Here is a 26,998-nt window from a genome sequence, read left to right on the forward strand (position 1 = left end):
CCGCCCCCAAAACCCTCCAGGGCTTCCCCGCGGAGCGGGGTGGGCGGCGCCCAGCGACCTGAAGGCGGGGCCAGGGAGGCGGGCCGCACCGCAGGCCGGAACGCCAGTGGAGGAGCCGGCACGAAGTGCCGGCTTGCGGCTCGCCGGGCCCCGCCCAGAAGGGCGCGCCGCCCACCTCGCGACGAGGGGAAGGCCCACAAGCAACGGCGCCGCGCCCACGAGGCGCGGCGTCCGCTTGTCGGGGCAAGGCCCCGACCCCACGCCAGTCGATCGTCACCGAAGGCCGGGACGCGCGAGCGGCCCGGCGAAGCTTGGCGCGCCCTAGGTAGGCCTGGGCGCGCCTTAGCGTAGTAGAGCGCGGTCGCGCTTCAGACGCGAGGCGCAAATCCTCAATGCAAGGTTGACGGGACTAGCCGAGCCTATCGCTTGGATCCGCTCGGCCTCGAGTCAGGAAAAAGTCTCGACCACTTCGGCATCGTCGACGATCGAACGGGTCGCCCAGGCGCCTCGCAGGCCATTGATAAGACCGATTAGGACGGCGACGTAGACGACGAACCACCCGCCGCGCGCCGTGCCGCTCACGACCTTCGCGAAGATCTCGAACGCGAAAAGCAATCCGACCGCGGATCCCGCGATCAGCCCCTTGGCCTTCCTGAACCGCCAGGCGGCAAAGAGGATGAAGCTCATCTCGATGAATATGCCGATGCCGGCGCTCGCCACCTCGCTAACCACCTTGCCGCTGCTCGGCATACGGCCAGCGAAGAGCAGTAGGGCGAGGCCTAGAAGGTTCATGCCGGCAAAGGCCAGGCAGGCATAAAATCCGCCGTTCAGCGCCGACTTCACGCCGGCGGGAGACCCGACGTCCGGAAACCACTTGGACATGCTCACGAGCCCTTCAGAAGTCCGGTCATGACGATGCGCGTTGCACGACAACCGGCAGTGGTGATCTACGCCAGCTTAGCTGGCCACCGGTTTGCGACTGCGACGGGCTGCAGGCTTGCGGCCAAGACCGATCTGCTTGGCGAGATCGCGGCGTTTGGCTGCATAGTTCGGCGCGACCATGGGGTAGTCGGCGGGCAGGTTCCAGCGCTGACGATATTGTTCGGGTGTAAGATCGTAGTGCGTCATGAGATGACGCTTGAGCATCTTGAGCTTCTTGCCGTCCTCGAGACAGACGAGATAGTCGGGCTTCACCGATGCCCGGATCGAAACGGCGGGTTCCGGAACGATGTCGACCACAGCCTGGGCCTCGCCAAGTCCTGCCAACGCGCCGAAGACCTTGGTTATGAGCGTGGGCAGATCGTCGACCGATACGTCGTTGTTGCCGACGTGGGCCGAGACGATGTCCGCGGTCAGCGTGATCAGGGCCTCGTTCCTGTCGTTCGGCGAAGTTTCCATGTCCCAGTCCTGTCGTTCTCGATGCGGTTCGTACGGCCCTTAGCGCCACAAGGATCCGATCCACGCGCAATTCACTCCGATTTGGAGAAAATATCCAGGAATCTCAGTCGGCCGAGACGGAAAATCCGCGAAGGAAAATCCACAATCCAGCGCCGCAAGCTCTGCCAGGATCCACCGGGCAGGTGCTTCGCCCAGTAGTCGTTCACGACGGACCGGTCGGCGCCGATCGGCCAACGCGCGCGCTTCGAAGTCGCGCACTACCGTATATTTGATCGATCCATCGCTCCGATTGCCACGATACGATCGATGCATAGGTCATTTCATTGACTTTTAAGGGTAGCACACTTATTTATGTCGATACATCGACCCGATGAGGCCGATATGATCGATGGATAGATCAATGCCTGCTGCCAAGAAAAGATCCTATGCGCGCTATACCCAAGCCGCCGTCACGCTCGTGGGCCAGTTAATCCAGGCCGAGCGCAAGCAAAGACGCATGCCGCTGCAGGAGCTCGCCGAGCGTGTCGGCGCGTCGCGCGGGACCTTGCAACGCCTCGAGGGCGGTGACCCCAAAGTGGAAATCGGGCTCGCCTTTGAAGCCTGCACGATCCTGGGCATACCGCTGTTCCAGGAGGATCTGGTTGGCGTGAAGGACAGGGTCGAGGTCATGCGTCAACGCCTGGCACTCCTGCCCAAGTATGCAAGACCGCTCCAGACGGAGGCCGATGATGACTTCTGAGCCCGCGGTGCAAGTGCCCCCCCGTGCCGTCCCGCGCAGCGCCTTCGTCTGGACCTGGCTCCCAGGCAGCAGCGAACCGGTCGTCGCCGGACGTCTCGATCGCGTCGGTGACGAGATCCGCTTCCAGTACGGCCGCACATACCGTGCTCGCGCGGACGCCATTGCGCTCTACCTGCCCGAACTGCCCCTCGGCGCTGCACCGATCGCCCCTGCTCCCGGCCTCGCCATGGCTGGGGCCATTCGCGACGGCTCTCCCGATGCCTGGGGCCGGCGTGTGATCCTCAACCGGACCTTCGGAGGCCGTCGCCAGGACCTCGACGAGGCAAGGCTCGACGAGTTGACCTTCCTCCTGGAATCGGGTTCCGATCGCATCGGAGCGCTCGATTTCCAGCAGGCCGCCGATCGCTATGAGCCGCGTGGCGGCGGGCAGGCCTCGCTCGAGGAACTGATCGAATCAGCCGAGCGCGTCGAGCGCAACATCCCGCTCTCACCCGAGCTCGACCAGGCTCTACAACACGGCACGGCGATCGGGGGTGCCAGGCCCAAGGCGCTCATCGTCGATGGCGAGACCAAGCACATCGCCAAGTTCTCGAGCAGCACCGACATCTACAGCGTGGTAAAGGGCGAGTTCCTGGCGATGCGCCTCGCCGCGCTCGCGGGACTTGCGGTCGCTCCCGTCCGGCTGGTCGAAGCCGCAGGCAAGGACGTGCTGCTCGTCGAGCGGTTCGACCGCACACACGCCGCGGGCCGGTGGCACCGCAAGGCATTGGTCTCCGCGCTCACGATCCTAGAACTCGATGAGATGCAGGCGCGTTACGCGAGCTACGAGGACCTCGCCGAAAAAATCCGCCTGCGTTTCGACGAGGTGCCGGCAACGCTGCGCGAGCTCTTTGGCCGGATGACGTTCAACGTGCTCGTCGGCAACCTTGACGATCATGCCCGCAACCACGCCGCATTCTGGGACGGAAACCGGCTGGCGCTGACGCCCGCTTATGACATCTGCCCGCAGCCGCGGACCGGCGAGGAGGCAAGCCAGGCCATGCTGATCCGCGGCCGGGAGCGGATGAGCCAGATCCGGACCTGCCTTGCCGCCGCTCCTCAGTTCCATCTCGACGAGGCGACCGCGATCGCCACGGTCGCAAGGCAGGTCGAGATCATCGGCGAAAACTGGCTCGAGCTCTGCGCCCAAGCCCGCCTCGGCGAAGTCGACCGCAAACTGTTCTGGGGCCGACAGTTCCTTAACCGCTTCGCCTTCTATGGCCTGGAAGGCGCTGCGGCCCCGCTCGCCGAGCGCGCCGCCTATTGGCGCGAGCACAACGCATAAGAACGCTTCCTGGCCGTTATCTCGCTTTCTGGCGCCCGGCCGAGCCAGACGCCGCGACAATACCCGCAGCTCAGTCGGCCTCGAACAGGGGAAGACCGGGCGTCACCGGCGATGTCAATCTCTCGAAGTTGGAGACCGTGACGCCAACGAGGCGTACGCCTTTTGGCGTCGGCAGCACCGACCGGATCAAGACCAGGCTCGCTGCCCGGAGAGTATCGCGCGAAGTGACCAAGGCCGGCTGGGTTCTGCTGCGCGTGATGTTCTGGAAATCGCCGTACTTCACTTTGACGGTCACGGTGCGCCCGAACTCCTCTGCCCTCTCGCACCAGGACCAGACGTCGTCAGCCTGTCGCAGCACGCGCGCCTCGATCTCGCCATCGTCGATGAGGTCTCGATCGAAGGTGGTCTCCGATCCCGAGGACTTGCGCTCGCGATCGGGATTGACGGGCCGCTCGTCGACCCCGCGCGCGATGCCGTAATACCAGTCGGCCGAGCTCCCAAAATGCTGCTGCAGGAAGCGGAGTGACCGAGCGCGCAGGTCCGCGCCCGTCTCGATGCCGAGCGAGGCCATCTTCCTCGCGGTCACGGGGCCGACACCGTGAAACCGCGACACCGGCAAGGTCTCGACCCAGGCAGCGCCCATGTCGGGCGTGACCGCGAACTGGCCGTTCGGCTTGCGCTGGTCGGAAGCGAGCTTGGCGAGAAACTTGTTGTAAGAAATGCCCGCCGAAGCGGTCAGCCCCGTCTCCTCGAAAATCCGCGCCCGGATTTCCTTGGCGGTCTTCCAGGCGGTCTCGATGCCGCGGCGGTTCGCGGTGATGTCGAGATAGGCCTCGTCGAGTGAGAGCGGCTGGATGAGATCGGTGTAGTCGGCGAAGATCGCGTGGATTTGGGCAGAAACCGCTTTGTAGACGTCGAAGCGCGGCGGCACGAAGACGAGCTCGGGACATTGGCGCAGGGCGGTGACCGATGGCAGCGCCGAACGGACGCCGAACTTCCTCGCCTCGTAGCTTGCGGCCGCGACGACACCGCGCGCCGCCGCATAGCCCACGGCCACGGGTCGTCCGCGTAACGACACATCGTCGCGTTGTTCGACCGACGCGAAGAAGGCGTCCATGTCGACGTGGATGATCTTTCGGTCGGGCGTCTGCGCCATCGGCAGACCATATCCGACCTCGAACATAATGGGAACATGCCACCACCCATTTTCGCTCAGATCGGCAGCGAAGGCCGAGTGGACGATGCGAGCGTCGCTTTGCTGGCTCTGGACGCGCCATACCGGCCGGCTGCCCGTCACCGGCACTCGCGCGATCCTCGACCAGACCCGACACTTGAGTCTGATTCCTGCTCCGAGCCCGAGACCGCGCTCGATGGCCGCTCAGGTGTTCCCACTCACCCCTTCGGCATCGCCTTGCGCAGCACATCGTTCATGCGTCTCTGCCAACCGGGTCCGGAAGCACGCCAAGCTTCGAGCACCTCGCGGTCGAGCCGCAGCGTTTGACTGACCATGGCGGGCTTCTTGCCCGGCCCGCGCCTGCGCACGGTCTTCGCCAGTTCTGGGAAAGCTTCCGCGAACGGCCGCGCCGCATCGATCTGTTCGGCGGTCAGCTCCGGATTGTCCGAAACCGCGTCCATGTCCGTCTCGGTGTACTTTCGCGACGTCATTGCAGCAGGTTCCTTTCAGTCTGGCGCAGGGCGGGCGGAGATGATCGAACCGTCAGAGCCTAGCGTCGCGAATATGACGACTCGCTCCGATGAAGTTCAATGTATTTCGTTACTGCATTTTGCCTCTGTCTGACGTGGCCCCCCGCCACACTGATCAAGCCCGCCTCGGCGCGCGCCCGGTCAGGCGCTCGAAGATAGCCGCTGGCACCTGCGAAGGCACCGCAGTCTTACGCCCCTGCAGATGCCCCCTGCGATTATAATCCAAATATAATTGGAGACTCGGGCGACCGCCGATTATTATTTTTTCCGTACAGTTCAATCGAGGAGCCCCATCTACTTACCTTCGCAAAAGTCGAAAGTGTCGCATCCATCGCTTGCCAGCACGGTGTCGGGACCGCCCGGCTGGACTTGACTTGAAAGGCGGCAGGCGGGTTGCCGGCACGAGACCGTTCGCCCGCTTGCCGGATGATTGTCATGGAAATGCTCAAGATGGCGCTCGCCTGGGCGGATCGGCTTGCCGAGGCCCGCTCGACCGACGTGCTGCGCGATATCATGGCCGAAGCCGGCGAATGGCTCGGCGCCCGATACTTTGCCCTGTCACAGCACGCCGATTTCTCGAGGCGACCGCGGGCGCTGCGCCTCCACAACTACCCCGAAGGCTGGGAAACTTACTACGACGCACGGTCGCTCGGCCTGTGCGATCCGATCCACCGCGCGAGCCAGCGGCGTGGCCGCGGCTTTCATTGGCGCGAAGTACCGCAGATCATCCGTCTCGATCGCGCCGACCGACACATGTTGCTGCTCGGGCGGCAGATCGGGCTCGGCGAAGGGCTGACCGTACCGTTTCATGTACCGGGCGAAGCGCGCGGCTCCTGCAGCTTCGTCGCGGAGATCGGCAACGATCTCGCCTATGGCGCCCTGATCTGGGCCGAAGCGATCGGCGCCGCGGCCTTCGAGCGCCTGCGCCTGCTCCACCGAGATCCCACCCGAGAAAACCTGCCGCGTCTCAGCCCCCGGCAACTGCAATGCGCGGCACTCGCGGCACGTGGCTACACGAACCCGCAGATCGCGCGATATCTCGGCATCAGCGTGCAAACCGTGATGGATCACCTGCGCGAGGCATTCAAGCGCCTGGAGGTCGAGTCCCGCATGGAGCTCGCCATGGTCCTCCTCGAAGCGGGAGACCTGTGCTTCGACGACGTCCCGCCGCGCTGCGCCGCCTGACGCTCGACCACACTGCCCCGGCAAACGGGACGAATTGAGCAGATCCCCCTCGGCCAAGGGGTGCAAGCGGAAGCGCCGATCTGATGACCTTCCCCGATCAGCAACCACCTGGAGGGGAAGGCAATGATCCGCACGATCGACCGCATGAGCGAAGCCGAGGGGGCCGTGCTGCGCTCCATGTTCGAAGCGAGGAAGCGGGTCTTCGTGGACCTGCTCAAATGGGACGTGCCCGTTCTGGCCGGTACGTGGGAGATCGACCATTTCGACGACCGCGACGCGACCTATCTCATTCTCACCGACGGCGAGAGCGGCCACGTGGCGTCGACGCGCCTGCTCGAGACCACCCGTCCCCATCTGCTCGACAGTCTCTTCCCGCAGCTCGTCGATGGCCCGATACCCGCTGGCCGCACAGTCCGGGAAATCACCCGCTTCTGCCTCGACCGATCGCTGCGCGCCGCCGAGCGGCGCCAGGCGCGCGACTGGCTGGTGAGCGCACTGGCCGCGCACGCTCTCGAACGCGGCATCACGCATTACACAGGTGTCGCCGAGCTTCCCTGGTTCCAGCAGATCCGCGCGTTCGGCTGGAACTGCCTGCCGCTCGGCGCGCCGATGCGGATCGACGGGCGCATGCTGACGGCTCTCGTCATCGCGATCGACGAAGATACTCCCGAGCGCCTCGCAGACCGCGGGATCTGGCGCACGGGCATGGCCGTGCCGGCCGGCCTCGCACGCGACATTGCGCCGGAGCACCGCGCATGACGCCGCGCCGCCCCGCTCCCATCGCCCTGGCTCCCGTCACCGCGACGCCCGCGGAATTCACTGGTGAGATCATGACCGAGCTGCGCTCCCAGGGTTTCGCGATCCTGCGTCACGCCGTGCCTCCCGAAATCCTCGCCCATGTCGATGCCGAGCTTAATGACCATTTCGCGCGTACGCCGTTCGGCCAGGGCGACTTCTACGGCCGATCGACCAAGCGCTTCGGGCGACTGCTCGTGCGCTCGCCGGCATCGAGGCTCCTCGCCGGCCATCCGGCGATCACGGCCATCGCCCGGGAAATCCTCGCGCCGCTGTGCGACACGATCCAGCTCAACGTGGCCCAGGGAATCGAAGTCCATCCTGGCGAGATCGCGCAGGTGCCGCACCGCGACGAGGATATGTGGCACGGTCCCAAGGGACAGTTCGAATATCTGGTCAACGTCATGTGGCCGCTGACTCCGTTCACGCGGGAGAACGGCGCGACACGTCTCTGGCCCGGCAGCCATGGCGGCCAAGGAGCGGACGCTCCAACCGACGATCCGGGCCAGGCTGCGACCTGCGAGCCCGGCGACGCCATCGTCTTTCTGGGATCGACGCTCCATGGCGCCGGCGCCAATCGAACGAACCTCCCGCGCCGCAGCCTGGTGATGGGTTACTCGCTGGGCTGGCTCAAACCATACGAAAACCTCTGGCTCGCCTATCCGCCCGAGATCGCGCGCAGCTTCGCGACCGAACTTCGCTCGCTCGTCGGCTATCGCCAGCACCGTCCCAACCTCGGCAACGTGGACGGACTGTGCCCTTCGCTCCTGCTCGACGATCGCATGCCCGAATACCCCGCCGCGATCGACGCCCTGACGCCCGAACAGGAGGCCATGGTGCGAGCCCATGCCGAGCGCGAGCGCTCGCTCGAAGCCGCGCGTGAACCGTGAGCATAGGTCGGCACTCGCCTGACACGAGAGGCTGCGCATGAGCCCGGGCCGCACAACGCAGCTGGCCTACCATCTGTTGAAGGAGCAGATCGTTAGCGGCGAATGGCAGCCGGGCGTCAGGCTCGACCCCGCGCAGATCGCGCGAAAGCTCGGCATGAGCGCGACACCGGTGCGCGACGCGCTTCACCAGATGCTGGGCGAGCGGTTAATCGAAGCCTGGCCACGCGAGGGGTTCAAGATCCCCATCCCGAGCGAAGGGGCCTTGCGCGAACTCTACGGCCTGAACGGGGATATCGCAGCGACCGTGCTGCGGAACCTGCGTCCGATGCCCCAGACGAGGCCCCCACCGACCGACCTCGGGCCGCAGCCCCGCGCGCTGTTCGATGAGATCGCCGCCGCGGCAAATGCGGAATACCGCGCCCTTCTTCACCAGACGAGCGATCGACTCCACCGGGCCCGGCTCGTGGAACGATACTTGTTCGCCGATCACGATGAGGAGCACGCGGCGCTGGTCGCCGCTTGGTCGAACGGTACCATGGCTGATCTCAGCAAACTGATGGCGCGCTATCACCGGCGCCGGCAGCATGACGTGGCCGGAATTGTCGCGGCGCTGCTGAAGCCCGGCACGCCAGCTCGATAACTGGAATATATTATTGTTATAAATCAATAACTAAGTTCTTACACTCATCAGGCCAGCTATCATTCGAACTGCCGCAGAGTCGCGGCTAACTCGAAAGGAAAGATGTGATGGAACGTGAACACGACACCGCCGACCTGATCGAGCTCGGCACCGCCAGCGTCGAGACCCAGGGCCCGTTCGGCGTGCTCTATGACGAGCAGATCGCCACGCTGCAGCAGGGTCTGTCGGACGACTGACCGCCAGGGGGCGCGCGGGCGACTTTCCCCGCGCGCCCTTTGTCTTCAAACCCAGCACGGGAGTTCTGACATGGACCGCCAGGAAGAACCCGACGTGATCGAACTCGGCATCGCGTCACACGAAACCCTTGGGCCGATCGGCTTCATCATCGAGGAACTGCTCGGCATGGTCGTCGCGGGTCTCGACGACGACTAGCGCCCCCGCGGGCGGGGCTTGCCCGGCCCGTGCCGCCCGGAAGGCACGCCCACCATGCCGCAATCGTCGACAGTCTCGTTCTGCGAAGTCCAGGATCGCTTCGTGTTCCTTGACGTCGCAACCGATCGCTACTTCTGCCTCGGCCGGGAGACGGAGGCGGCCTGGCGTGCCGTGCTCGCCGGCACGCCGGATCCGGGCCAGGCCGCTTTGCTCAAGCAACGGCGGCTTGCCGTATCGCCGCCCTGCCCCCGTGCGATCGCGACAGCTAGCCTGCTCGATCAGGCGGCCACCCGATCGGTCGATGTCCTCACCATGGCGGCGCTGGTCTGCAGCATATGGAGGACCCGCGCTCGCCTGCGCCGCGGTGGTCTTGCCGGCGGTCTCGAGGCGCTGCGCCAGGCCCGACGCCGCGCCCCGCGGCGAACGCCTCGCGGATTTGGCGACCTAGGCTCGGTCGCCCGCGATTTCGCGCGGCTCGCGCTGTTCGTCACGCCGCACAATCAGTGCCTGCCCCACTCGCTGGCCCTCGCGATCCACCTCGCGCACCGCGGTCACCAGCCCGAGCTTGTGTTTGGGGTTCGCTTGGGGCCTTTCCGCGCGCATTGCTGGGTCGAGTGCGAGGGGCATCTCGTCAATGACCGGTACGAGCGGGTGCGCGCCTATGCCCCGATCCATCGCGCATGAGACACCTGCGCTACATCGCTGCCATCGGCGAGACCGACGCCTTCGGCCTCAAACGATCGATCCAAGAACGGGCGATCGGTATCACCGGGCTCGAAGGTGCTTTCACGGCGCCCGGCGTCGCGCTCTTTGCGCAAGGCGGTCGCCGCGCGCCACTCGCGCATGACGCTGGTCTTGTCCTGGGTCGGATTCACCGACGAGCGGGCGCGATGCCCTGCGTAGCCGCGTTCTCGCCAGACGAAACCGATGCCGTGCTCGCCACGCGCGGCCAAAGTATCATCGATATGTTCTGGGGCGACTTCCTCGCTTTCGTCGTCGCCGACGGATCAGTGACGGTCATACGGCCACCATTCAGCGACCTGCCCTGCCTTCACCTCGAGCGCGGTGGTCTCCACGTGCTTGCGTCTGACCTCGCTCTGCTCAAGACCTGTCTGCAGACGCGCATCTCCCCCAATTGGGATGCCATCGCCTTGCATCTCATGACTTCGGGGCTGCGCCAGGAGCGTACCTGCGTCGAAGGCGTCAGCGAGCTGCTGGGCGGCAGCCGGCTGACACTCACGAACAGCGCGATGTCGATCGAGCCATGCTGGTCTCCCTGGCATGCCGCTGGCAAGCGCGACCGGCGATCCTCCGAGGATCTGGCCGACATGCTCTGGAAAGTCGCACGAACGAGCGTCGCCGCGCAGATCGAGGATCTCGATCACGTCGCGGTCATGCTGTCAGGCGGGCTCGATTCCTCCTTTCTCGCGGCGCTCGTCGCGGCGACGGGCACACGCATGACCTGCGTCAACATCGGATCGAACGATCCGGCCGGCGACGAGCGCCATTTTGCCACGGCCGTCGCCACTGCATTGGCGGCGCCCTACAAGGAGGTCGGGCGCGATCTCGCCGAGGTCGACGTGACCAAATCGCTGGCCAAGGGACAGCCGCGACCTCTCGCGCGATCCTTCGCCCAGGCGAGCCGCATCGCACGACAAAGCCTTGCTGCGAGCCTCGGCGCGCAGGCCATTCTCGACGGAGGCGGCGGCGACAACCTCTTCTGCGCGATGCAGTCGGTCGTCCCGGTCGCCGATCGGCTCCTGATGGAAGGGCTAGGCACCGGCGCGCTCAGGACGGCCGCAGAGATCGCCGAGCTCACCGAGGCCAGCCTGTTCACCGTCCTGGGCCGAGCGTTTCGCCGCGCCTGGTTTCGCCCGGCAGGCTATCGCTGGCCGATCGAGACTACGTTCGTGACGACCCAGGCAACCGAGCGCGCTGGCCCGCCCTGCCATCGCTGGCTCAAGGCACCGCACGGCGCGCTACCGGGATCGGCCGGACACATCGGCTTCATGATAGCAGTCGAAAACCTGCTCGAGTCCTTCGATGGCGACATAGCCGAATGGTCGCCGCTGATCGCCATGCCCATCGTCGAATGCGCGCTCGCCATCCCGACTTGGCGCTGGTTCGAGCGCGGCAACAACCGTGCGATCGCGCGGCGCGCGCTGGCAAGGCACGTACCCGAACACGTCGCATGGCGACGGGGTAAAGGGTCGCCCGATGGCTTCGTAGCCCAAGTCTTCGAGACCAACCGCTCCGTCTTGCGCGACCTGCTCCTGGATGGTGCGCTGGCTGCCGAGGGCATCCTCGACAAGGCCGCGGCGGAACGCGTGCTTTCAGGCAACGGTCCGGTTCGCAGCCATGAGCACGGGCAATTGCTCAAGGTCGCCGATGTCGAGGCGTGGGTGCGAACGCTATGAGCTTCGCGCCGACCCACGCCTCTCCTCCGCACCCGGGCTAGTCCATATCCGGGCGCGCGGGATTTCCTGGCAGGTGATCCGTACCGGTGTCGCGCAACCGCCGAAGCGCATCCCACCGCTCATACTGTGCCGCCTTGGCCGTATCGGGATTGCGCTTGCCGGCAAGCCAGTAGTCGAACCAGTCGAGGCTGCGGACATAGGTCGCGAGACGGTGCGCGGGCTGCCACCTGTTATGATATTCGTCGGGATAGACGTACATCTCGACCGGCTTGCCCGCCTGCTTGAGCGCGGCCCATGTCTCGAGACCGAGCAGATATTCGCGGTCGGCAAGTTGCATCAGGATCGGAGCGAAGATCCTGTCCGCATTGCGCGACACCGACATAGGCCGCCAGAAGTCGGCGTCGCCGGGGCCGAGTGGCGGGAAGCCGTCGAGCAGGAGCTGCCGGGCCCGCGCCGGACCGCTCTGGACCATGACCGTGTTGGGCTCGATGCAACAGCTGCTGATCGCCGCAGCCGCGAAAGTCCGCGAGTTCACCAGCGCGAAGGCGCTCGTCGTCGCGCCATCGCTGAGGCCCGTAATGCCGATCCGCCGAGGATCAGCGACGCCCAGCTCTATCGCCTGAGCCACCAGCCCCTCGACCGCTCCGAGCAGTGAGCGACGGTCCGCCCAGCCTTCGACATTGGCACGATTGACCGATTCCCCAGTGGGCGGCGTTGCTACCGCCCGATCACGCCTGTTCGTCCCGGCTGCGGCCGGACGTTCGAAGCTTAACACCGCAAAGCCCCGCGCGGCGAAGGCATGGACAGGATAGTCGTCACCCGTGCCGCCGCGCAAAAACCCTCGGCTGTTGTATTGCACCACGACCAGAGGCAGCCGCCCACCCGCGTAACCCGGCGGTAGAGCCAGATCGCCCCAGGCCTCGATGCCGAACTGATTGCGGAACTTGAGCCGTCGCACTTCGCCGAGCGCGATGCCCGCGAATTCCGGATTGGGATCATAGACCGGGCTACGCGCTCCGCTGGCCGCGTCGATCGACACGATCCGCCTCGGCGTCGTCGCGTTCTCTACGAGACAAAGGATGCGCCGCTGCGCAGGGACACAGCCGTGAACGGCATCGGTCGTGGCCATCACGCGACGCGGCTGTCCGCGATCGGGTCGCCAAACGTAGAGCGCGGTCGTTTCCCAGGCCCAGCCTTCCCGTCGCAGGTAGTAGAGCTGGTCGCCTAGCCACAGCAGCGATCGGATCGAGCCCGTGCAAGTCTCGGCCAGACAAACAGGCGATGCGCCAGTTCCAGCGGGCGCGCTCACAATCGAGATTCGCATCGGACCGCCCGGTTTGTCATCGCGCACAAGCTGTGCAGAGAGACCTGCCGGGGAGACAGCGACGGGAGACCATACCCGTGTCGGATCGACAATCGCCGGCACGCGGGTAGCGTCCTCGGCTCCGGCGTTTCCGAGCGTGTCGCTCGCGATGTCGAGCGCCCGATAGTCGAGCGGCTCGCCCACGCCGAGCAGCGGCCGGGCGGATTCGTTCGGCGAGACGCGCGCGTCGTAGACATAGCCGGTCAGGCCCTCGCGATCGATCGCCTGCGCCTGGGCGGCGAGTCCGGGCCTCGATGCCAGCACGAGCCGGGCGCCATCCTTGCTCCAAGCGAGCGCTTCGACATCGACTTCGAGCCTGGCGGCTCGGCGCGTAGCCGACCCGTCTGCCGAGGCGATCCAGGCTTCGGTCCGACCCTCGATCCGCTTGCGATAGGCGAGGCTCTGTCCGTCAGGCGACCACACCGGTGTGACGACCTCGGGCGCTCCGGTTGCGATCAGCGATCCGCGCGTCGGATTCATCATGGTCATGAACTCGCCGCCGCTGTCGACGACACGCAGGCCTGCTCCTGCAGCGAGATCGAGCACGACGAGCGCGCGGCAGTGGCGATTGGCCGCGGCATCGCCTCGCGTGATGACGAAGGCGAGCCGCTTGCCGTCGGGCGAGACGGCGAGCGGACTGTCGCCGATGGCAAAGGCGACGTCGGGATAACCGATGTCGCGAAGACCCACGAGGTCTTCCGGGGTGACGCGCCGCTCCCGGATCTCCGTCGGCAAAGCCGCTTGCGGCAGGAGCGCCTCGCAGGCCGCGAGGGCTGGCGCCGACCACGACAGCGCGCCCCAGGACGTCGAGGCAAGGACGAGCGTCAGCCGCCGCGGCAACGCCGCCCTCACCACGTCTTCGCCAGGGTCAGGCTGACGAAGCGCCCGGTGGCGGCATAATTCGTGGAATCGTAAGGGTAGTCGTAGAACAGCGTCGTACGGATAGGGTCCGGCTTCGCGTTGAAGGCGTTCTCGACGGCGAGCAGCAGATCGAAGCCGCGCGCGCCACCGCCCGGCTGCAACCGGATCGCGAAATCGAAGGTCGTCATGCCGCGAACGCCGCGCTCGGGCACGAAGCGCGTGTCGCGTACGCCGTCGATATGATTGACCGCGGCGGCGAGGTTGACCGGTCCTTTCGCCCAGCTGGCGGTCAGCCTCCCGCGGAAATTCGGCGGGTTGAAAATCGTGCCCGCGAGATTGGTCACAGCTTGTCCGGGGCCGCGCTGCTGCTCGCTGTCGAGCAGGCTCGCATTGGCCGAGAGCGACAACGCCCCGCCCGCAAGCTCGCCCGCGTAGCTTGCCAGCAGATCCACGCCCTCGATCGCCTGGGCCGCGGCATTGGCATAGGCATTGTTGACGATGGCCGCGATATTGGCTGGGTTCACGCCGCCCACGGTGTTGGTGAGCACGTCGACCGAAGCGAGCGCCGCGGCGACCTGAGCCGGGCTCGGCGCGCGCAGGACGAGGTCGGCGAAGTCCGGATTGCTGAGCGCCTGGACCGATCGCAAAATCGGCGTGACGATGCGGTCCTTGTAGGTCGTGCGGAAGACGCCGGCCTCGATGCGCAGGCCGCGCGCAGGTTCGAGCGCCGCGGTCACCGACCAGGACTCGGCACGTTCGGGCTTCAGCTGCGAGTTGCCGCCATTCAAAAACAGCACGGTCGCGCCCGGCGCAAATCCTGTCCCCCCGAAATTGGCCGGGGGCGATACGAGACCGCCGGTGACCGAGTTCAGCTGCAGCAGCGTCGGCGCGCGGAAGGACTTGCCCCAGCTCCCCTTGAGGCTGAAGCCTTCGACCGGAGCATAGATCAGGCCGATTTTCGGCGTCGTCACATTGTCGATCCCCGGATAGCGCTCATGCCGCAGGGCCGCGCTCAGGTTGAGCCGGGCGATCCCACCGACGCCCATGTCCGGCGATACGAAGGGCAGGTTGATCTCGCCGTAGGCATAGCGGCTGTCCTGCTTGCCCAGGACATTGCGATTGGGCGTCAGCGGTGCGCTGCGGCGCAGGACGTTCTTGCGCCAGCCGGCTCCGATCGCCAGTTGCGCGTCCCCGCCCGGAAGCGCGAAGAGCGGCCCGTCGCCGCCGATCTCGCCCGCGTAACCGGTATTGCAATAGCAAGCGTTGCCGCCGTCGATGAAGGTGGCGCCGAGCACCTGGTCAGTCCCGAACACGGCCCGATCCTTGCCGTACATCGCGCTCGCCAGGAGACGCCAGCCCCCGCCGAGCTCCGCCTTCAGCGACGGTGCCAGCACGAAGGACCGCGAAGACGTATTGGCCTCTGCGCGGCTGACAGCGAGATCGCCGGCCGGGTTGAGCGGAAATTCAGTCTGCGTGGAGCGTCGCCCATAGAGCGCGTCGAGCGCCAGGGTGACGCCCGGCGCCAGATCCTGATATCCCGTGACCATCACGCTGTGGCGTTTGATCAGTGGGAAGAAGGTCACGCCGGGCACGACGGCGCCGTAGTCGCGCTGGCGCGACAGGATGCGCGTGTTGCGCGCGAATTCGTAGGCGACGAGAAGGCCCCCGTCCTTCCAGGTCTTCCCCCCGACCAGATCGTACTGCTGCTGGAAGTTGCCGCCGTCAGTCGAGGCGCCGAGCCGGGCGCTCGTGCGAATCCCGTCGAAATCGCGTTTCAGGACGATGTTTGCCACACCCGCGACCGCATCCGAGCCGTAGAGCGCCGAGGCGCCATCGGCGACGATCTCGATCCGATCGACGGCGTCGAGCGGAATGGCCGATATATCGACCGACTGGAAGGCGGCCGAATAGGGCAGCCGGCGACCGTTGAGCAGGGTCAGGGTCGCATCGCTGCCGAGGCCGCGCAGGTTAATCGACGAGCTGCCGCCAATGTTGGAGCCGTTGGCCTCGGGGACGTTGTTGCCGATGCCAGGGTTCTGCCCGCCCCCGAAATTCTGCGGCACGGCGCGCAGGATATCGGCGACCGAGGCCTGCCCCGTATTGCGCGCCGCTTCGGCATTGAGACGCACGAGCGTCGAGGCGACCGGCGCGCCGCGGATTCGCGTGCCGGTCACGACGATCTCGCCATCGGCATAGGTCCCGTACGAACCATCGCCATTGTCGCCGCGAACGGCGCGCTTGATCACGTAGTTGTCACCCGCGCGCTCGACGACGAGGCCGCTGCCCTCGAGCAAGCGGCGTATGGCGTCGATCGGCTCGTATCGGCCACTGATCGCCGGCGCTCGCCGGCCCTCGACCAGTTCGCTCGGCGCGATGATGGAAACGCCGGCCCGCTGCGCCGCAGCCGAAAGCGCCACGCTCAGCGGCTGCGAAGGAATGTCATAGGCCTGAACCGGCGCCTCGGCGCAGGCCGGACTCGCGGCCAGGAGCGCGGCGGCGCTCAGCAGAATGTGCGCGCGGGTGCGCGGCGAATAGCGTGACATCGTAAGTCCCTCCTGTTCGTGCCGCTCGCCGGGCGAGTGGCTGTGAGGAGGAGGACGAGGTCAGGCGCCGGGGACCCTACGATTTAATTTCAGGCCTGAACGAAGCGGCCAGTCCCGCCCAACCAAGGGCACGTGCCAGGCCGACAGAGTGCCAAATCAGGGGATCGCGCTTGGCACCAGCGGCTTGATCGGTTCGGGCGTCGGACCGACCTGCACTCTTGCCGCTGGCGGCAGCGGCGCTTCGACAGCACGTGACAGTACGATCCGGCCCGAGGCCTGCTCGCTCACCTTGAGATCGAGCGCGGCGGCAAGTCCGGCGGCAAGCGACCGGGTATCAGACAAGACGAAACCGCCGGTGACGCGCAGATTGCCGAGCGAGGGATCGGCAAGGACTATGGCCGGCGAGGAAGACCGATTGGCGCGCGCGACCAGATCGGCCAGCGGCATGCTCTGCGCGGTAAATATCCCGCTCGTCCAGTTCACCGCCGGAGCCGCAGAGATTCGCGGCGAGGCCTCCCTTCCGACAAAGAGCGCCGTCTGACCGGGCACTAGGCGCCCAACGCGAAGGCCCGCCTGCCCGCTGCTGCGCCGCTCGAGATCGACGGCGCCTTCGATGAGCGCGACCTCGGTCCGATCGCTCGCGATACGCACGTCGAACATGGTGCCGCGCGCGATCACGGCATGTGACGCGGCAACGACCACGAAGGGCCGGGCCTGGCCGTGCGCGACGTCGAAACGCGCGCGGCCCGCCAGCAGCTCCACCCTGCGCTCGTCGCGGCCGAAGCCGGTCCGGATCACGCTGGCGGCATCGAGTGTCACTTTGGAGCCATCGGGGAGAGCGACGAAACGCACTCCCGATCGATCGTTCTGGAAGGTCTCCCCGGGACTTTCCGATCCGGGGCGCCCCAAACCATGGACGAACAGCGCGATGGTGACCGCGGCCGCGAGACCAGCCGCAATCAATCCCGGACGCAGCCGCTGTGGCCGGGCCCTGCCCTTGCCCGCCGGCGCACGCGCCGATACGGCCCAGATCGCCTCGATCTCGCGGTAGGCGGCCGCGTTCAAGGGATCGGCCCGCCAGACCTCGAACTCCTCGCGCGATGCCTCCGCGTCGGTGCCACGCATGCGCGAGAACCAGTCGCTCGCCTCGCCGAAGCGATCGCGATCGAGATCGCCATTCATGGGCGCCTGCCGGTCATGGTTTTCCTCCGCTCGCCCGGTGCAGGGCGCGCAGTGCCAGCGAGATGTGCTTCTCGACCGTCTTGACGCTGATCCCCATCCGCGCAGCGATCTGCGCATAGGTCAGATCGTCGAAACGGTGCGCCAGGAAAATCTCGCGGGTGCGGTCGGGAAGGCGATGGATCGCGTCGTCGACGCGTCGCAAGATATCGCGGGCCTCGAGCGTGGCCTGGAAATCGGCCGCCGCGGGATGGTCGCCCTGCTCCTCGATCGCGACGAAGGTCGCGCGCGCTTCCGCCCGCCGCATCTCGTCGATGGCCAGATTGTCGGCAACGCGCGCAAGATGGCAATAGGGTCGCTCTATCGCGTCGCGGCGCCCGCGGCCGATCCGCAGCAGGCGCAGGAACGCCGACTGGACGAGGTCCGCGGCACGGTCCGGGGTCGCGCTGCGCGTAAGCCGTCGCCGTAACCTCGGTGCCTCGGCTTCGTAGAGCGCCGCGAGATCCTCATCGGCATTGTCGCCACCTTCTGCGAGAGCTCGGCGGTAGCGCCAGATCTTCAGACGCACGAGAGGGCTCGGGCCGCGCGCCAGCGCGCGATGCTCGTCGCCATGGGCCTCTCCTGGCAAGGCGCCGGCGTTGCCGGAAATCGGGACCCTCGCGCGAGGCCAGCATCGGCGCCTTTAGCATGGGGGCCATGCCTGTACATGCGCGCCAATCACCCGGGGCCATGAATCTTTCCATGCCGCCTGGCGAGACTGTCTGACCTGTGCGAGGATCTCGCGCCTCGGCGCTTCGAATGAGCGCAATCGAAGATTCTAGAGTCCGGCCCGCCTATTGCAAGTCTCCCTCGGCGTCGGCACGCCGGAGATGGCGGGGATGCTTCAACAATGGAGGCGATTGCCGTCGAAAGGCCGCCGCGCGGACTTGGGTTCTTTGCCGCTTGTCCGCACATTTTCCCGGGGCATCCGGGTAGCCGGCGCCATGTCCAGGCCCAGCCCAAAGCCCGGCGCGTCCCGGTCCCGGGACGACTCGTGGCCCGGATGTCCCACCGCCTCGTCACAATACGGACCGGCTCTCAATATCGCCCCCAACCGAACGACCACCACAGCCAGCCAAGCCGCTGGCACCCGCAAGATCGACGGAAACGGCGACACCCCAGCTGAAGCGAGTGCAAAGGCAGCCACCGGGCCCCGTAACCGCACGCCGGGTCAGGGTCGCGGGCGAACGAAGATCCCATCCTGTCCCGACGACCCGGGCGCGGCCGAGAGATCGTAGAAGATGCCGGCGGGCGACGGTCTGGCGCGTTTTGCCCCACCCTCACCTATGGGACCGCCGATCGCGTCAGAACCCTCGATGAAGCGGCGCGGATGAGAACCGGCCGTCGCGGCCATGTAGGCCCAGGTTTCGCCGGGGAGCGAGCGTCCGCCGCCAAGATACTCGGCATAGCGTCCCGGCCCCGCATTGTAGGCGCCGAAGAGGCCCGGATAGCCGAACTGGTCGTACATGAGCCGCAGGTAAGCGGTCCCTGCAAGAATGTTGTCACGCGGCTCGTGGGGATCGCCGCCGAGCCCCAGCTTCGAACGCATGTCTGCCCAGGTTCGCGGCATGAGCTGCATGAGGCCCATCGCGCCGGCCGAACTGACGATCGGGCGTCCACCGAGCTGCGTTCGTCCCGCGCTCTCCGTCTTCATGACGCGCTCAATCCAGGTCACAGGTACGCCGAACCGGATCGATGCCTCTTCGACGAACGGCCGCCACCGCGCGACCTCGTCGCCGCGCACCGGTGCAGCCCAGGCGACCGCGAGGGCAACGGCCCCTAACCTCAGGAGCGCCACAGTAGCCTCGCTTCACCCAGGACCCCAGCGCTCTCGATCGGCCCGAAATAGCGGCCATCGAAGGAATCTGGAGCATCGCCCAGGAGGAACACCCGCCCCGGCAACAATCGCTCGCAGCCATGCCAGTGCGGCAAGAGGCGCCCTGCCGCGTCCCGCTGCCGGCGCGATGCAACGGGGGCACCGTTCACGGTAACCTGCGCGCTCATTCCACAGACGAGATCACCGGGGACGCCCGCGACGCGCTTGATCACGGGCACGCTGGCGGGGACATATCGCCGCTCCGCCGCCAGCGCCCGCACCCGCCCAGGCAGGTGGGCCGCGACGAGGTCACCGCGCTCGATCGCGGCGGTTCCCGCCAGACCATAAAGTCCTGTGGGCACACTGGTCGTCACGTTCCACAGGAGAACCGGAGACGGATGCGCCGCGAGCGGAACCGCAAGCAGCGCGAAGGCGAGCAGGCTCGGCGCCAGAGTCCGCGACCGAACGGTCGCGCCAGTTTGCGCGAGAGGACACGTCCGTTCAGGCATTGAAGGGTCTCCCGCTCGTGCTCTCGGACCAGCGGATGAGATCGTCGACATGATACCAGACGTAGCGGGAATGGCGGCGGAACCGCGGCCCTTGTCCGCGGCTGCGCATGCGCTCGAGATGGCGATGCGACAGGCGCAGGAACTCGGCGGCCTGTGCGGAATTGAGGAAGGGATTTGCCCGCCTTGCACGCGTGGCTCGCGCCATTTCGTCATCGATCACAAACGCCTCCTGCATCCAGGCCGCGCCCTGAAATCAGGGACACGCCTTCGGTCGAAGCCGCTCGGCACCCGGCCCAATCGGCCGGAGTCGAGATGAGGGTCTATTGGGCTACGAGAACGGACCCCGCGCAATCCCCCCTAAATGGGGAGGTTTGCGCCAAGGACCTCCTGGGCGCTGATGAGGCCAAAGCTTGCCACAGCCGCGGTAAGCTGGGATCGCTTCGTCACACCGAAGCGGCGGCGGGCATCATTGATGTACTCGATCACTGTCTCCCTGCTTATGCCGAGGATTGTCGCGATCTGAGCGTCGGTGTGCCCTTGCGCCATCAAGAGCACGCATTGCAGTTGGCGCGGAGAGAGCCGCGGCACGTCGAGGACCGCCGGATGAAGGATGTCGAACAGGCGAGCGAAGGCATGCCGGGCGATCATCTCGGCAGCTGGCAAGGCGATCGTCGGCAGAGGTTCGTCAGGTGCGCAAACGAAGGAGCAACTCGCCTGTCGATCGCCATGGGCATAGAGGCTCACCGTAAAGCCCTCACCAAGCCCGGCCGCCTGCGCGCGCGCCAAGACATCGAGCTCCTTGCGCGACAAGGTGAGACGTGCGGGCAATTCACTCCAGACAAACGTCCCGGGACGAAGTCCTGCGAGGCGGCGCACCGGGTCATGTCGATAGAGGCCGGATGAGGTATATTCGTCGACCCAAGTCTGAGGATAGTTTTCGAGCAGCAGGAAGCGATTTGGCGCATTCGCCGGGTCGGTATGATGGGCGAGCGCAAAATATCGAAAGCCAGCATCTCGCGTGAATTGTTCGAGAAGGTCGGACACCTCCTCAATTGTGCGGGCTCGATCGATCTCACCGAGGCGCTCGGTCAAATAAGTCAGACCCACCGCTCTCATGATCGGATGCCTTCACGATAGGGCATGTGCGATTCCCGATTATTAATATATTTGAAGTATACTCAAATCCCCTTGTGCACCAAGCCTTTTGCATGGTCCGCAGGCGAAGAATCGGCTCGATATTCGATCAATCGACCCGCGACGTCTTTCGAAAATCACGAATTCATTCTATCCTGGAGCAAGCCTAGAGACCGTGGCGGAGGGCGCCGCCGCATCTCGACGCGCCTCAGCGAAAGCGGCATAGGACAAGCGTGCGCGACGACCTTTCCCACCTCCCGGCCAAGCAGCAGGATGAACTGGCCCGCGCGACGAAGATCCTCATGGAGGAGTTCGACAAGGCGATCGCGCTCGGGACCTCGGCGTGGAAACGCAGCGGCAAGATCCTCAAGGTCATCCTGTTTGGCTCGTACGCCCGCAGCGACTGGGTGGACGACCCGGTCGGCGGCTACCAATCGGACTTCGACCTGCTGATCATCGTCAGCCACGAGAAGCTGACCGACATCGCGGAATACTGGTACATCGCCGAGGACCGCATCCTGCGCGACGAAACGATCGGACGCCAGGTCAACATCATCGTCCACGACCTCAGCGACGTGAACAAGGCCCTCCAGCGGGGCGAATATTTCTGGGCCGACATCGTGCGTGACGGCATCGTACTCTACGAGCTGCCCGGCCACGCACTAGCGGCAGCGAAACCACTATCGAAGTTTGACGCAGTTCAGATGGCAGAACGGTTCTTCGATCAGTACATGCGATCTTTAGATCAATGGCTTTACTTGACCAAGGTTGCGATCGACCAGATTCCCTCTGATCCGATGTGGGCCAACAAGGCAGCTTTCAATCTCCATCAGGCCGCTGAAACTGCATACGCCTGCTTCTTACTCACATCGACTTTCTACTTCCCAAAATCTCACAATATCAAATTCTTGAGATCGCTGTCAGAGTCGAAAGAGCCCCGCCTTATCGAGGCCTGGCCTCAGGCAACGAAACTGGACCGCCGACGGTTCGAACTCCTCAAGCGCGCGTACGTCGACGCGAGATACTCGCCAAACTACCACGTTACGATCGAGGATCTCGACGCCATATACACATCGGTGAAGCGACTTCGAGACCTCGTTGAAAGGGTTAGCGCAGCGCGGATCAAGGAGATCGTCCGCAGCTAGATGGCTGCGGCTTTGGACGCCTCTGCCGGCGCTCGCTATCCTGCTCGTGCTGTCGTGCTGGTGGCGGATCCGGCTGGCCGATCATGGCAGAAGACCAACGGGATCCGCGCCTTGCACCCTAGGAGTTCTCCCTTGAGATTCGGTTATCGACCAGCTCGTTGGACTGTCCGGACTTAGAAGCGAAATCGCGGTAAGCTGCCCGTCGTACAGGCGGACCGAACCGGCCTTGTGAACGTCGCCTTCGTTGGACGATCCGGAACGGCGGGTTTTAGGGCGTAGTTTGCGGATAGCTGCCCTTCGATGCGCCTACCTCCGACGGCAGCTATGCGCTCCATTTCGCTCATTCGAGCGACAGGAGTTCGTGCCTGAAAGCCGATATTCTTTCCGGAGCTGCATTCGACACGGTTGCCGGAGAGCGGAACTGCCTACGCTTTTACCAAGTATCGGCCAGTACGCAGGCCTGCCTTTGAGACAAGAGAGGACGAGGCTCGGTTGCGAGCCCAACAGTAGCGTCGTTAGGAGACGATTGCGCAAATAAGCGCCTCATCAGAACAGTGCCCGAAATGCTCCCATCAAAGCGTGCAGCATGGTAGGGACCATTTTGGGGAGGTAGACGGGTGGCAGACATCAAATCCTGGTGCGAACAAAGCTCGACGAAGATCAACTCGCACGATCTGATATATTTAGAGGCGAGCAGCACTACGCTGCACACTGGCGTTGCCGCAGTGGCAGCCGTCGTGCCGGGGCATTATGCCGCTCCGGACCGCGTAGCCGATATCTTGCGACGGCTCGGCAAGCCGGCGGTCGCCGACTATGTCCAGACCAAGCTCCCCCAAGGCGCGAAATCGCGATCGGGCGATCTCGGCGAGATTCTCGCGACAAGCTATGTCACCGAGTTCACCGGCTACGGCATCGGTGTCTACAAGCTGCGCTGGTCGGATCATCGCGAGATGGCGATGCGCGGCGATGATATCCTGGGCATCCGCCTCGACCCCGCGGTCAGGGTCAAGTTCCTCAAAGGCGAGGTCAAGAGCCGGGCGACGCTTGGCAAGCAGACCGTCGACGAGGCGCGAGCCGCCTTGTCGTCGAGCAACGGCCGCCCCACCCCGCACGCCCTGGCGTTCGTCGCCGACCGGCTGTTCGAGACCGGCGAGACCGCACTCGCCGAGATCATCGACGAATATCAGCTCAAGGCGCGGATCGAGGTCAAGCAGCTATCGCACCTCATGTTCATGTTCACCGGCAACAATCCGAGCCCGCTGCTGACCGCGAACCTAACCGCCTACGCCGGCCGTATCCCGCAAGTCGCGGTGGGTCTGCGGGTCTCGACTCATCAGGCCTTCATCAAGCAGGTCTTCGACAGGGTGATCGCCGATGGCAACCACCCCTGAGGCCATTGCCCAGCTCATCGCCGAAGCGACCATGCCGGGCTTCCGCGACGATCTGCTGGCAAAGGGTCAGGCGCGCTCGATGGTGTGGCGGGACGGCGTGCTGCCTCCCGAGGCGCCGCAATTCTCGACGCTGCTCACCTACGACCTGCTGTCCTACGCCTATTCGCTCATGACCCAGGGGCTGCGGCTGCTCGACCAGGGCGCTGAGCTCGTCGCCGCGCGCTCGGCCTTCGAACATGCCGCCTCGGCGATCGAGGCGGCGGTCTCGCGCGGAAGGTCGAGCACCGAACGCGATTTCCACCGGTTGCTGGCGGCGGCCTGCTATCATCTCGCCCGCTATGCGGCGCGCGCCTTCTCGCTGCTCCACGAAGGTCTCGCCGAGTCCAATCTCAGCCTGCCCGAGCGCGCGATCGCGCTGCTGATGCTGCGCGACCTCGACGGGCTCGAGGACCTCATCACCAGCGCGCGCCTGGCGGACGAGACGACCGAGCAGGCGATGATGGCGCGGCTCGACGCCAGCGGCCCGCTCGACGCTGTCGCGGGCGCAGACGACGACCGCGGCGGCGGCGGCGCCGAGGATGCGCTGATCGGCGTTGTCGACCAGGCGCTCACCGACAATTTCCTGGGCGCGCTCGCCACCGCCCTGCTCGCCTTCGAGCGCGGCGCGCCGGATCTCATCGCGGCCGCCATCGAGCGTCTGAACATCGGGCTCGCCTCGGCCGCCGAACTCAATCTGGTGCCAAGCTGGTGGTGCCACCGGCTCGCCGTTCATCTCCTCGGCGACCTATGGTCTTCGAGCTTCCACGTCCGGTTGCCGAAGGCGCCGGCCGATGGCGACGGAGACTGGGCGGCGTACCGCGAATTGTTCATCGCGACGCTGCTGCGCCGGGGCCGTGCCGAGATCGACCTGTGGCCCTCGCAGATCGATGCCGCGACCCGCGCGCTCAACCTGGCTGACAATATGGTGGTGTCGCTGCCGACCAGCGCGGGCAAGACGCGTGTCGCCGAGCTTTGCATCCTCGCCTGTCTCGCCGCCGGCCGCCGCGTGGTCTTCGTTACGCCGCTCAGGGCCTTGTCGGCGCAGACCGAAGTCACGCTCCAGCGCACCTTCCAGCCACTCGGCAAGACCGTGTCGAGCCTCTATGGCGCGATCGGGGTCAGCGATGTCGACGAGGATTTCCTGCGCGAAAGCGACATCATCGTCGCCACGCCGGAGAAGCTCGACTTCGCGCTGCGCAACGACCCCGAGCTGCTCGACACGGTGGGTCTGGTGGTGCTCGACGAAGGCCATATGATCGGCCTGACCGAGCGCGAGGTCCGCTACGAGGTGCAGATCCAGCGGCTGCTGCGGCGTAGCGACGCCAGGACGCGGCGGATCGTGTGCCTGTCGGCGATCCTGCCCGACGGCGATCAGTTGCAGGATTTCACTGCCTGGCTGACGGGCGATCAGGACGATGGCCTGATCAAGCTCGACTGGCGGCCGACGCGATTGCGCTACGGCGAGGTCGAGTGGCGCGGCGAACATGCCCGGCTCGAGATATCGATCGGCGCGGAGAAGCCGTTCGTCCCGAAATTTCTCTCGGCAAGCCTGCCCAAGGGCCGCAAGACGCGGCACTTCCCGTGCGATCAGCGCGAACTGTGCATCGCGACCGCCTGGGCGTTGCTCGCCGACAAGCACTCGGTGCTGATCTTCTGCCCGCAACGCCGTTCGGTCGAACCCTTCGCCAAGGCGATCGTCGATCTCGCGGGACGCGGCGCGATCGCCTCGGCGCTAGAGCATGATCCCGCCATGCTCGCCAATGCGATCGCGATCGGCACCGAGTGGCTGGGCGCCGACAGCCCGGTGCTTGCCTGCCTCAAGCTCGGGGTCGCGATCCACCATGGCGCGCTGCCGACGCCGTATCGCAAGGAGGTCGAGCGGCTGCTGCGCGAGGGTGTCCTGCGCGTGACGATTTCCTCGCCGACGCTGGCGCAGGGTCTCAATCTGTCGGCGACGACGCTGATCTTCCACGGCCTGATGCGCGCGGCCGAGCCGATCGACATCGCCGAGTTCCGCAATGTCGTCGGGCGCGCGGGGCGCGCCTATGTCGATGTCGAGGGCCTAGTGCTGATGCCGATGTTCGACCGCGTGGCGAAACGGCGCGCCGACTGGAAGGAGATGGTCGAGAACACCAAGGGCAAGGAGATGGAAAGCGGCCTGCTGCGGCTGATGATGTTCCTCGTCCGGCGAATGGTGCAAAAGACCAGGGTCAAGACCGTGGACGCGATGGTCGAATATCTGGCGGGCGTCACCGCGTGGGACTTTCCGCTGCTCGCCACCGAAGGGCCCGACCTTGCCGAGAGCGAGCGCGACCGTTGGGCCGGCTATCTGACGACGCTCGACACGGCGCTGCTCAGCATGCTCGGCGAGCAGGACGTGCCCGACGATGCCGTCGAGACGATGCTCGACGATGTGCTGGCGTCGTCCTTGTGGACGCGGCGCCTCGGCCACCGCAACGCCCAGACGCAGAAGCTCCTGAAGGCCGGTCTCGCCGCCCGCGCCAAGTTCATCTGGGGCCGCACGACCGCGACGCAGCGCCGTGGCTATTTCCTCGCCGGGGTCGGGCTGGCGACCGGCGAGGCGCTCGATGCCGCCGCCGCCGCGCTCAACGAACTGCTCGCGGCCGCCAACACCGCCGTTCTGCTCGAGGAACCCGATCAGGCGATCGCGGCGATCACGAGCTTCGCCGAGCGCGTGTTCGCCATCCCGCCCTTCGTGCCCGATGATCTGCCGGGCAACTGGAAGCCGATCCTCAAGGCGTGGCTATCGGGTGAGGCGCTCGCCGCCCTGGCGGTCGGTCAGGAAAACGCGGTCTTGAAGTTCGTCGAACAAGCGCTGGTCTATCGCCTGCCCTGGGCGATGGAAGCCCTCAGAGTCCGGGCGCTCGCGCATGGCGACGAGCTTGAGAGCGGGCTCGCGATGGAGGACCTCGAACTGGGGGTCGCGGTGGCGGCGGTCGAGACCGGTTCGCTCGACATTTCAGCGGCGATGTTGATGCATGCGGGCTTCAGCTCCCGGCTCGCCGCGATCGCGGCCGTCACGCAAACCGGCGCCGATTTCACGACGATGGCCGAGCTGCGCGGCTGGCTGCGAAGGGACGATGTGGCGGCGGGGGTCGACGATCCCGACTGGCCCTCGCCCGAATCGCACGGCTTGTGGCTGCAGTTCATCGACAGCATGGCCCCGGCGCGGCGGCGGACCTGGAGCAGCAGCGATCATGAACTCGCCGTCGTCTGGACGGATCACGACCCCGACATCGAAGTGCCGGTCCGGCTGCTCGACCGGGACGGTCAGACGCTGGTCTGCGCGCCCGACGGCAGTCCGCTGGGGCGCCTCGCGGGCCCACTCAACCCCATGCGGCTCGGCCTTGCCGTCGCTACCACCACGTGGGATGACGACTTCCTCCATGTCCGTTATCTCGGCCCCGGCGACCTTATCGAATGAAGTGCCCGAC

Annotated in this window: 25 protein-coding genes; 13 read left to right on the top strand and 12 right to left on the bottom strand. The window is 65.9% G+C overall.

Annotated features, from left to right (window positions below; all coding sequences use genetic code 11):
* Positions 1–447: 447 nt before the first annotated feature.
* Both WG901_RS08050 and WG901_RS08055 read right to left on the bottom strand, forming a co-directional pair.
* A complete protein-coding gene (locus tag WG901_RS08050) occupies positions 448–882 on the bottom strand; it encodes a hypothetical protein (RefSeq protein ID WP_339586489.1) in 435 nt (144 codons plus the stop codon).
* A gap of 75 nt (positions 883–957) precedes the next feature.
* Entirely contained in the window at positions 958–1,398 is a 441-nt protein-coding gene (locus WG901_RS08055) for a Ros/MucR family transcriptional regulator (RefSeq protein WP_339586490.1), read from the bottom strand.
* Between the two features lie 400 nt (positions 1,399–1,798).
* Here WG901_RS08055 and WG901_RS08060 point away from each other — a divergent pair, with 400 nt between their 5' ends.
* Positions 1,799–2,137 carry a helix-turn-helix transcriptional regulator gene (locus WG901_RS08060; protein ID WP_339586491.1) on the top strand — a complete coding sequence of 113 codons (339 nt, stop codon included), beginning with the start codon at positions 1,799–1,801 and terminating at the stop codon, positions 2,135–2,137.
* Positions 2,127–3,461 carry a type II toxin-antitoxin system HipA family toxin gene (locus WG901_RS08065; protein ID WP_339586492.1) on the top strand — a complete coding sequence of 445 codons (1,335 nt, stop codon included), beginning with the start codon at positions 2,127–2,129 and terminating at the stop codon, positions 3,459–3,461. The genes WG901_RS08060 and WG901_RS08065 overlap by 11 nt, the downstream gene beginning before the upstream one ends.
* Positions 3,462–3,531: 70 nt before the next feature.
* Here WG901_RS08065 and dinB read toward each other — a convergent pair whose 3' ends face one another.
* Positions 3,532–4,617, bottom strand: coding sequence for a DNA polymerase IV (dinB, locus tag WG901_RS08070; protein WP_339586663.1), 1,086 nt, complete (start codon positions 4,615–4,617; stop codon positions 3,532–3,534).
* A gap of 236 nt (positions 4,618–4,853) precedes the next feature.
* Positions 4,854–5,096 (bottom strand): BrnA antitoxin family protein, encoded by a 243-nt coding sequence (locus tag WG901_RS08075; protein WP_339586493.1) that lies wholly within the window; start codon positions 5,094–5,096, stop codon positions 4,854–4,856.
* A 504-nt stretch (positions 5,097–5,600) separates the two neighbouring features.
* Here WG901_RS08075 and WG901_RS08080 point away from each other — a divergent pair.
* The 8 genes from WG901_RS08080 (at position 5,601) to WG901_RS08115 (ending at position 11,524) form a co-directional block, all read left to right on the top strand.
* Entirely contained in the window at positions 5,601–6,350 is a 750-nt protein-coding gene (locus WG901_RS08080) for a LuxR family transcriptional regulator (RefSeq protein ID WP_339586494.1), read from the top strand.
* A gap of 123 nt (positions 6,351–6,473) precedes the next feature.
* The gene (locus WG901_RS08085) at positions 6,474–7,109 is read left to right on the top strand and encodes an acyl-homoserine-lactone synthase (protein WP_339586495.1); all 636 of its coding nucleotides are present in this window, start codon (positions 6,474–6,476) and stop codon (positions 7,107–7,109) included.
* Positions 7,106–8,035 (top strand): phytanoyl-CoA dioxygenase family protein, encoded by a 930-nt coding sequence (locus WG901_RS08090; protein ID WP_339586496.1) that lies wholly within the window; start codon positions 7,106–7,108, stop codon positions 8,033–8,035. The genes WG901_RS08085 and WG901_RS08090 overlap by 4 nt, the downstream gene beginning before the upstream one ends.
* Positions 8,036–8,072: 37 nt before the next feature.
* Positions 8,073–8,675, top strand: a complete 603-nt coding sequence (locus WG901_RS08095; protein ID WP_339586497.1) for a GntR family transcriptional regulator — start codon at positions 8,073–8,075, stop codon at positions 8,673–8,675.
* A 107-nt stretch (positions 8,676–8,782) separates the two neighbouring features.
* Positions 8,783–8,911 carry a benenodin family lasso peptide gene (locus WG901_RS08100; RefSeq protein ID WP_339586498.1) on the top strand — a complete coding sequence of 43 codons (129 nt, stop codon included), beginning with the start codon at positions 8,783–8,785 and terminating at the stop codon, positions 8,909–8,911.
* A gap of 70 nt (positions 8,912–8,981) precedes the next feature.
* Positions 8,982–9,107, top strand: a complete 126-nt coding sequence (locus tag WG901_RS08105) for a benenodin family lasso peptide (protein ID WP_339586499.1) — start codon at positions 8,982–8,984, stop codon at positions 9,105–9,107.
* Positions 9,108–9,161: 54 nt separating this feature from the next.
* On the top strand, positions 9,162–9,791 hold the full coding sequence (locus WG901_RS08110; RefSeq protein WP_339586500.1) for a lasso peptide biosynthesis B2 protein: 630 nt from the start codon (positions 9,162–9,164) through the stop codon (positions 9,789–9,791).
* Positions 9,788–11,524 (top strand): asparagine synthase-related protein, encoded by a 1,737-nt coding sequence (locus WG901_RS08115; protein ID WP_339586501.1) that lies wholly within the window; start codon positions 9,788–9,790, stop codon positions 11,522–11,524. The genes WG901_RS08110 and WG901_RS08115 overlap by 4 nt, the downstream gene beginning before the upstream one ends.
* Positions 11,525–11,561: 37 nt before the next feature.
* Here WG901_RS08115 and WG901_RS08120 read toward each other — a convergent pair whose 3' ends face one another.
* The 8 genes from WG901_RS08120 to WG901_RS08155 all read right to left on the bottom strand — a co-directional run bounded on the left by WG901_RS08120 (position 11,562) and on the right by WG901_RS08155 (position 20,941).
* Positions 11,562–13,739 (bottom strand): Atxe2 family lasso peptide isopeptidase, encoded by a 2,178-nt coding sequence (locus WG901_RS08120; RefSeq protein ID WP_339586502.1) that lies wholly within the window; start codon positions 13,737–13,739, stop codon positions 11,562–11,564.
* Positions 13,736–16,291 (bottom strand): TonB-dependent receptor, encoded by a 2,556-nt coding sequence (locus WG901_RS08125; RefSeq protein ID WP_339586503.1) that lies wholly within the window; start codon positions 16,289–16,291, stop codon positions 13,736–13,738. Before WG901_RS08125 ends, WG901_RS08120 begins: the two co-directional genes overlap by 4 nt.
* Positions 16,292–16,447: 156 nt before the next feature.
* Positions 16,448–17,590, bottom strand: a complete 1,143-nt coding sequence (locus tag WG901_RS08130; RefSeq protein ID WP_339586504.1) for a FecR family protein — start codon at positions 17,588–17,590, stop codon at positions 16,448–16,450.
* Positions 17,487–18,098, bottom strand: coding sequence for an RNA polymerase sigma factor (locus WG901_RS08135; RefSeq protein WP_339586505.1), 612 nt, complete (start codon positions 18,096–18,098; stop codon positions 17,487–17,489). The genes WG901_RS08130 and WG901_RS08135 overlap by 104 nt, the downstream gene beginning before the upstream one ends.
* A 582-nt stretch (positions 18,099–18,680) precedes the next feature.
* The gene (locus WG901_RS08140) at positions 18,681–19,307 is read right to left on the bottom strand and encodes a lytic transglycosylase domain-containing protein (protein ID WP_339586506.1); all 627 of its coding nucleotides are present in this window, start codon (positions 19,305–19,307) and stop codon (positions 18,681–18,683) included.
* Entirely contained in the window at positions 19,295–19,834 is a 540-nt protein-coding gene (locus WG901_RS08145) for a S26 family signal peptidase (protein ID WP_339586507.1), read from the bottom strand. Before WG901_RS08145 ends, WG901_RS08140 begins: the two co-directional genes overlap by 13 nt.
* On the bottom strand, positions 19,827–20,054 hold the full coding sequence (locus WG901_RS08150) for a helix-turn-helix domain-containing protein (protein WP_339586508.1): 228 nt from the start codon (positions 20,052–20,054) through the stop codon (positions 19,827–19,829). The genes WG901_RS08145 and WG901_RS08150 overlap by 8 nt, the downstream gene beginning before the upstream one ends.
* A gap of 137 nt (positions 20,055–20,191) precedes the next feature.
* Entirely contained in the window at positions 20,192–20,941 is a 750-nt protein-coding gene (locus WG901_RS08155) for a helix-turn-helix transcriptional regulator (protein ID WP_339586509.1), read from the bottom strand.
* Positions 20,942–21,201: 260 nt separating this feature from the next.
* Between WG901_RS08155 and WG901_RS08160 the strand changes: the two genes are divergently transcribed.
* The 3 genes from WG901_RS08160 to WG901_RS08170 all read left to right on the top strand — a co-directional run bounded on the left by WG901_RS08160 (position 21,202) and on the right by WG901_RS08170 (position 26,988).
* Entirely contained in the window at positions 21,202–22,113 is a 912-nt protein-coding gene (locus tag WG901_RS08160; protein ID WP_339586510.1) for a nucleotidyltransferase and HEPN domain-containing protein, read from the top strand.
* Positions 22,114–22,817: 704 nt separating this feature from the next.
* Positions 22,818–23,504 (top strand): Hachiman antiphage defense system protein HamA, encoded by a 687-nt coding sequence (locus WG901_RS08165; RefSeq protein WP_465263047.1) that lies wholly within the window; start codon positions 22,818–22,820, stop codon positions 23,502–23,504.
* Positions 23,488–26,988, top strand: coding sequence for a DEAD/DEAH box helicase (locus tag WG901_RS08170; protein ID WP_339586512.1), 3,501 nt, complete (start codon positions 23,488–23,490; stop codon positions 26,986–26,988). The genes WG901_RS08165 and WG901_RS08170 overlap by 17 nt, the downstream gene beginning before the upstream one ends.
* The last annotated feature ends 10 nt before the right edge of the window (positions 26,989–26,998 follow it).

This window comes from Novosphingobium anseongense (genome assembly GCF_037482895.1).
Classification (GTDB): Bacteria; Pseudomonadota; Alphaproteobacteria; order Sphingomonadales; family Sphingomonadaceae; genus Novosphingobium; species Novosphingobium anseongense.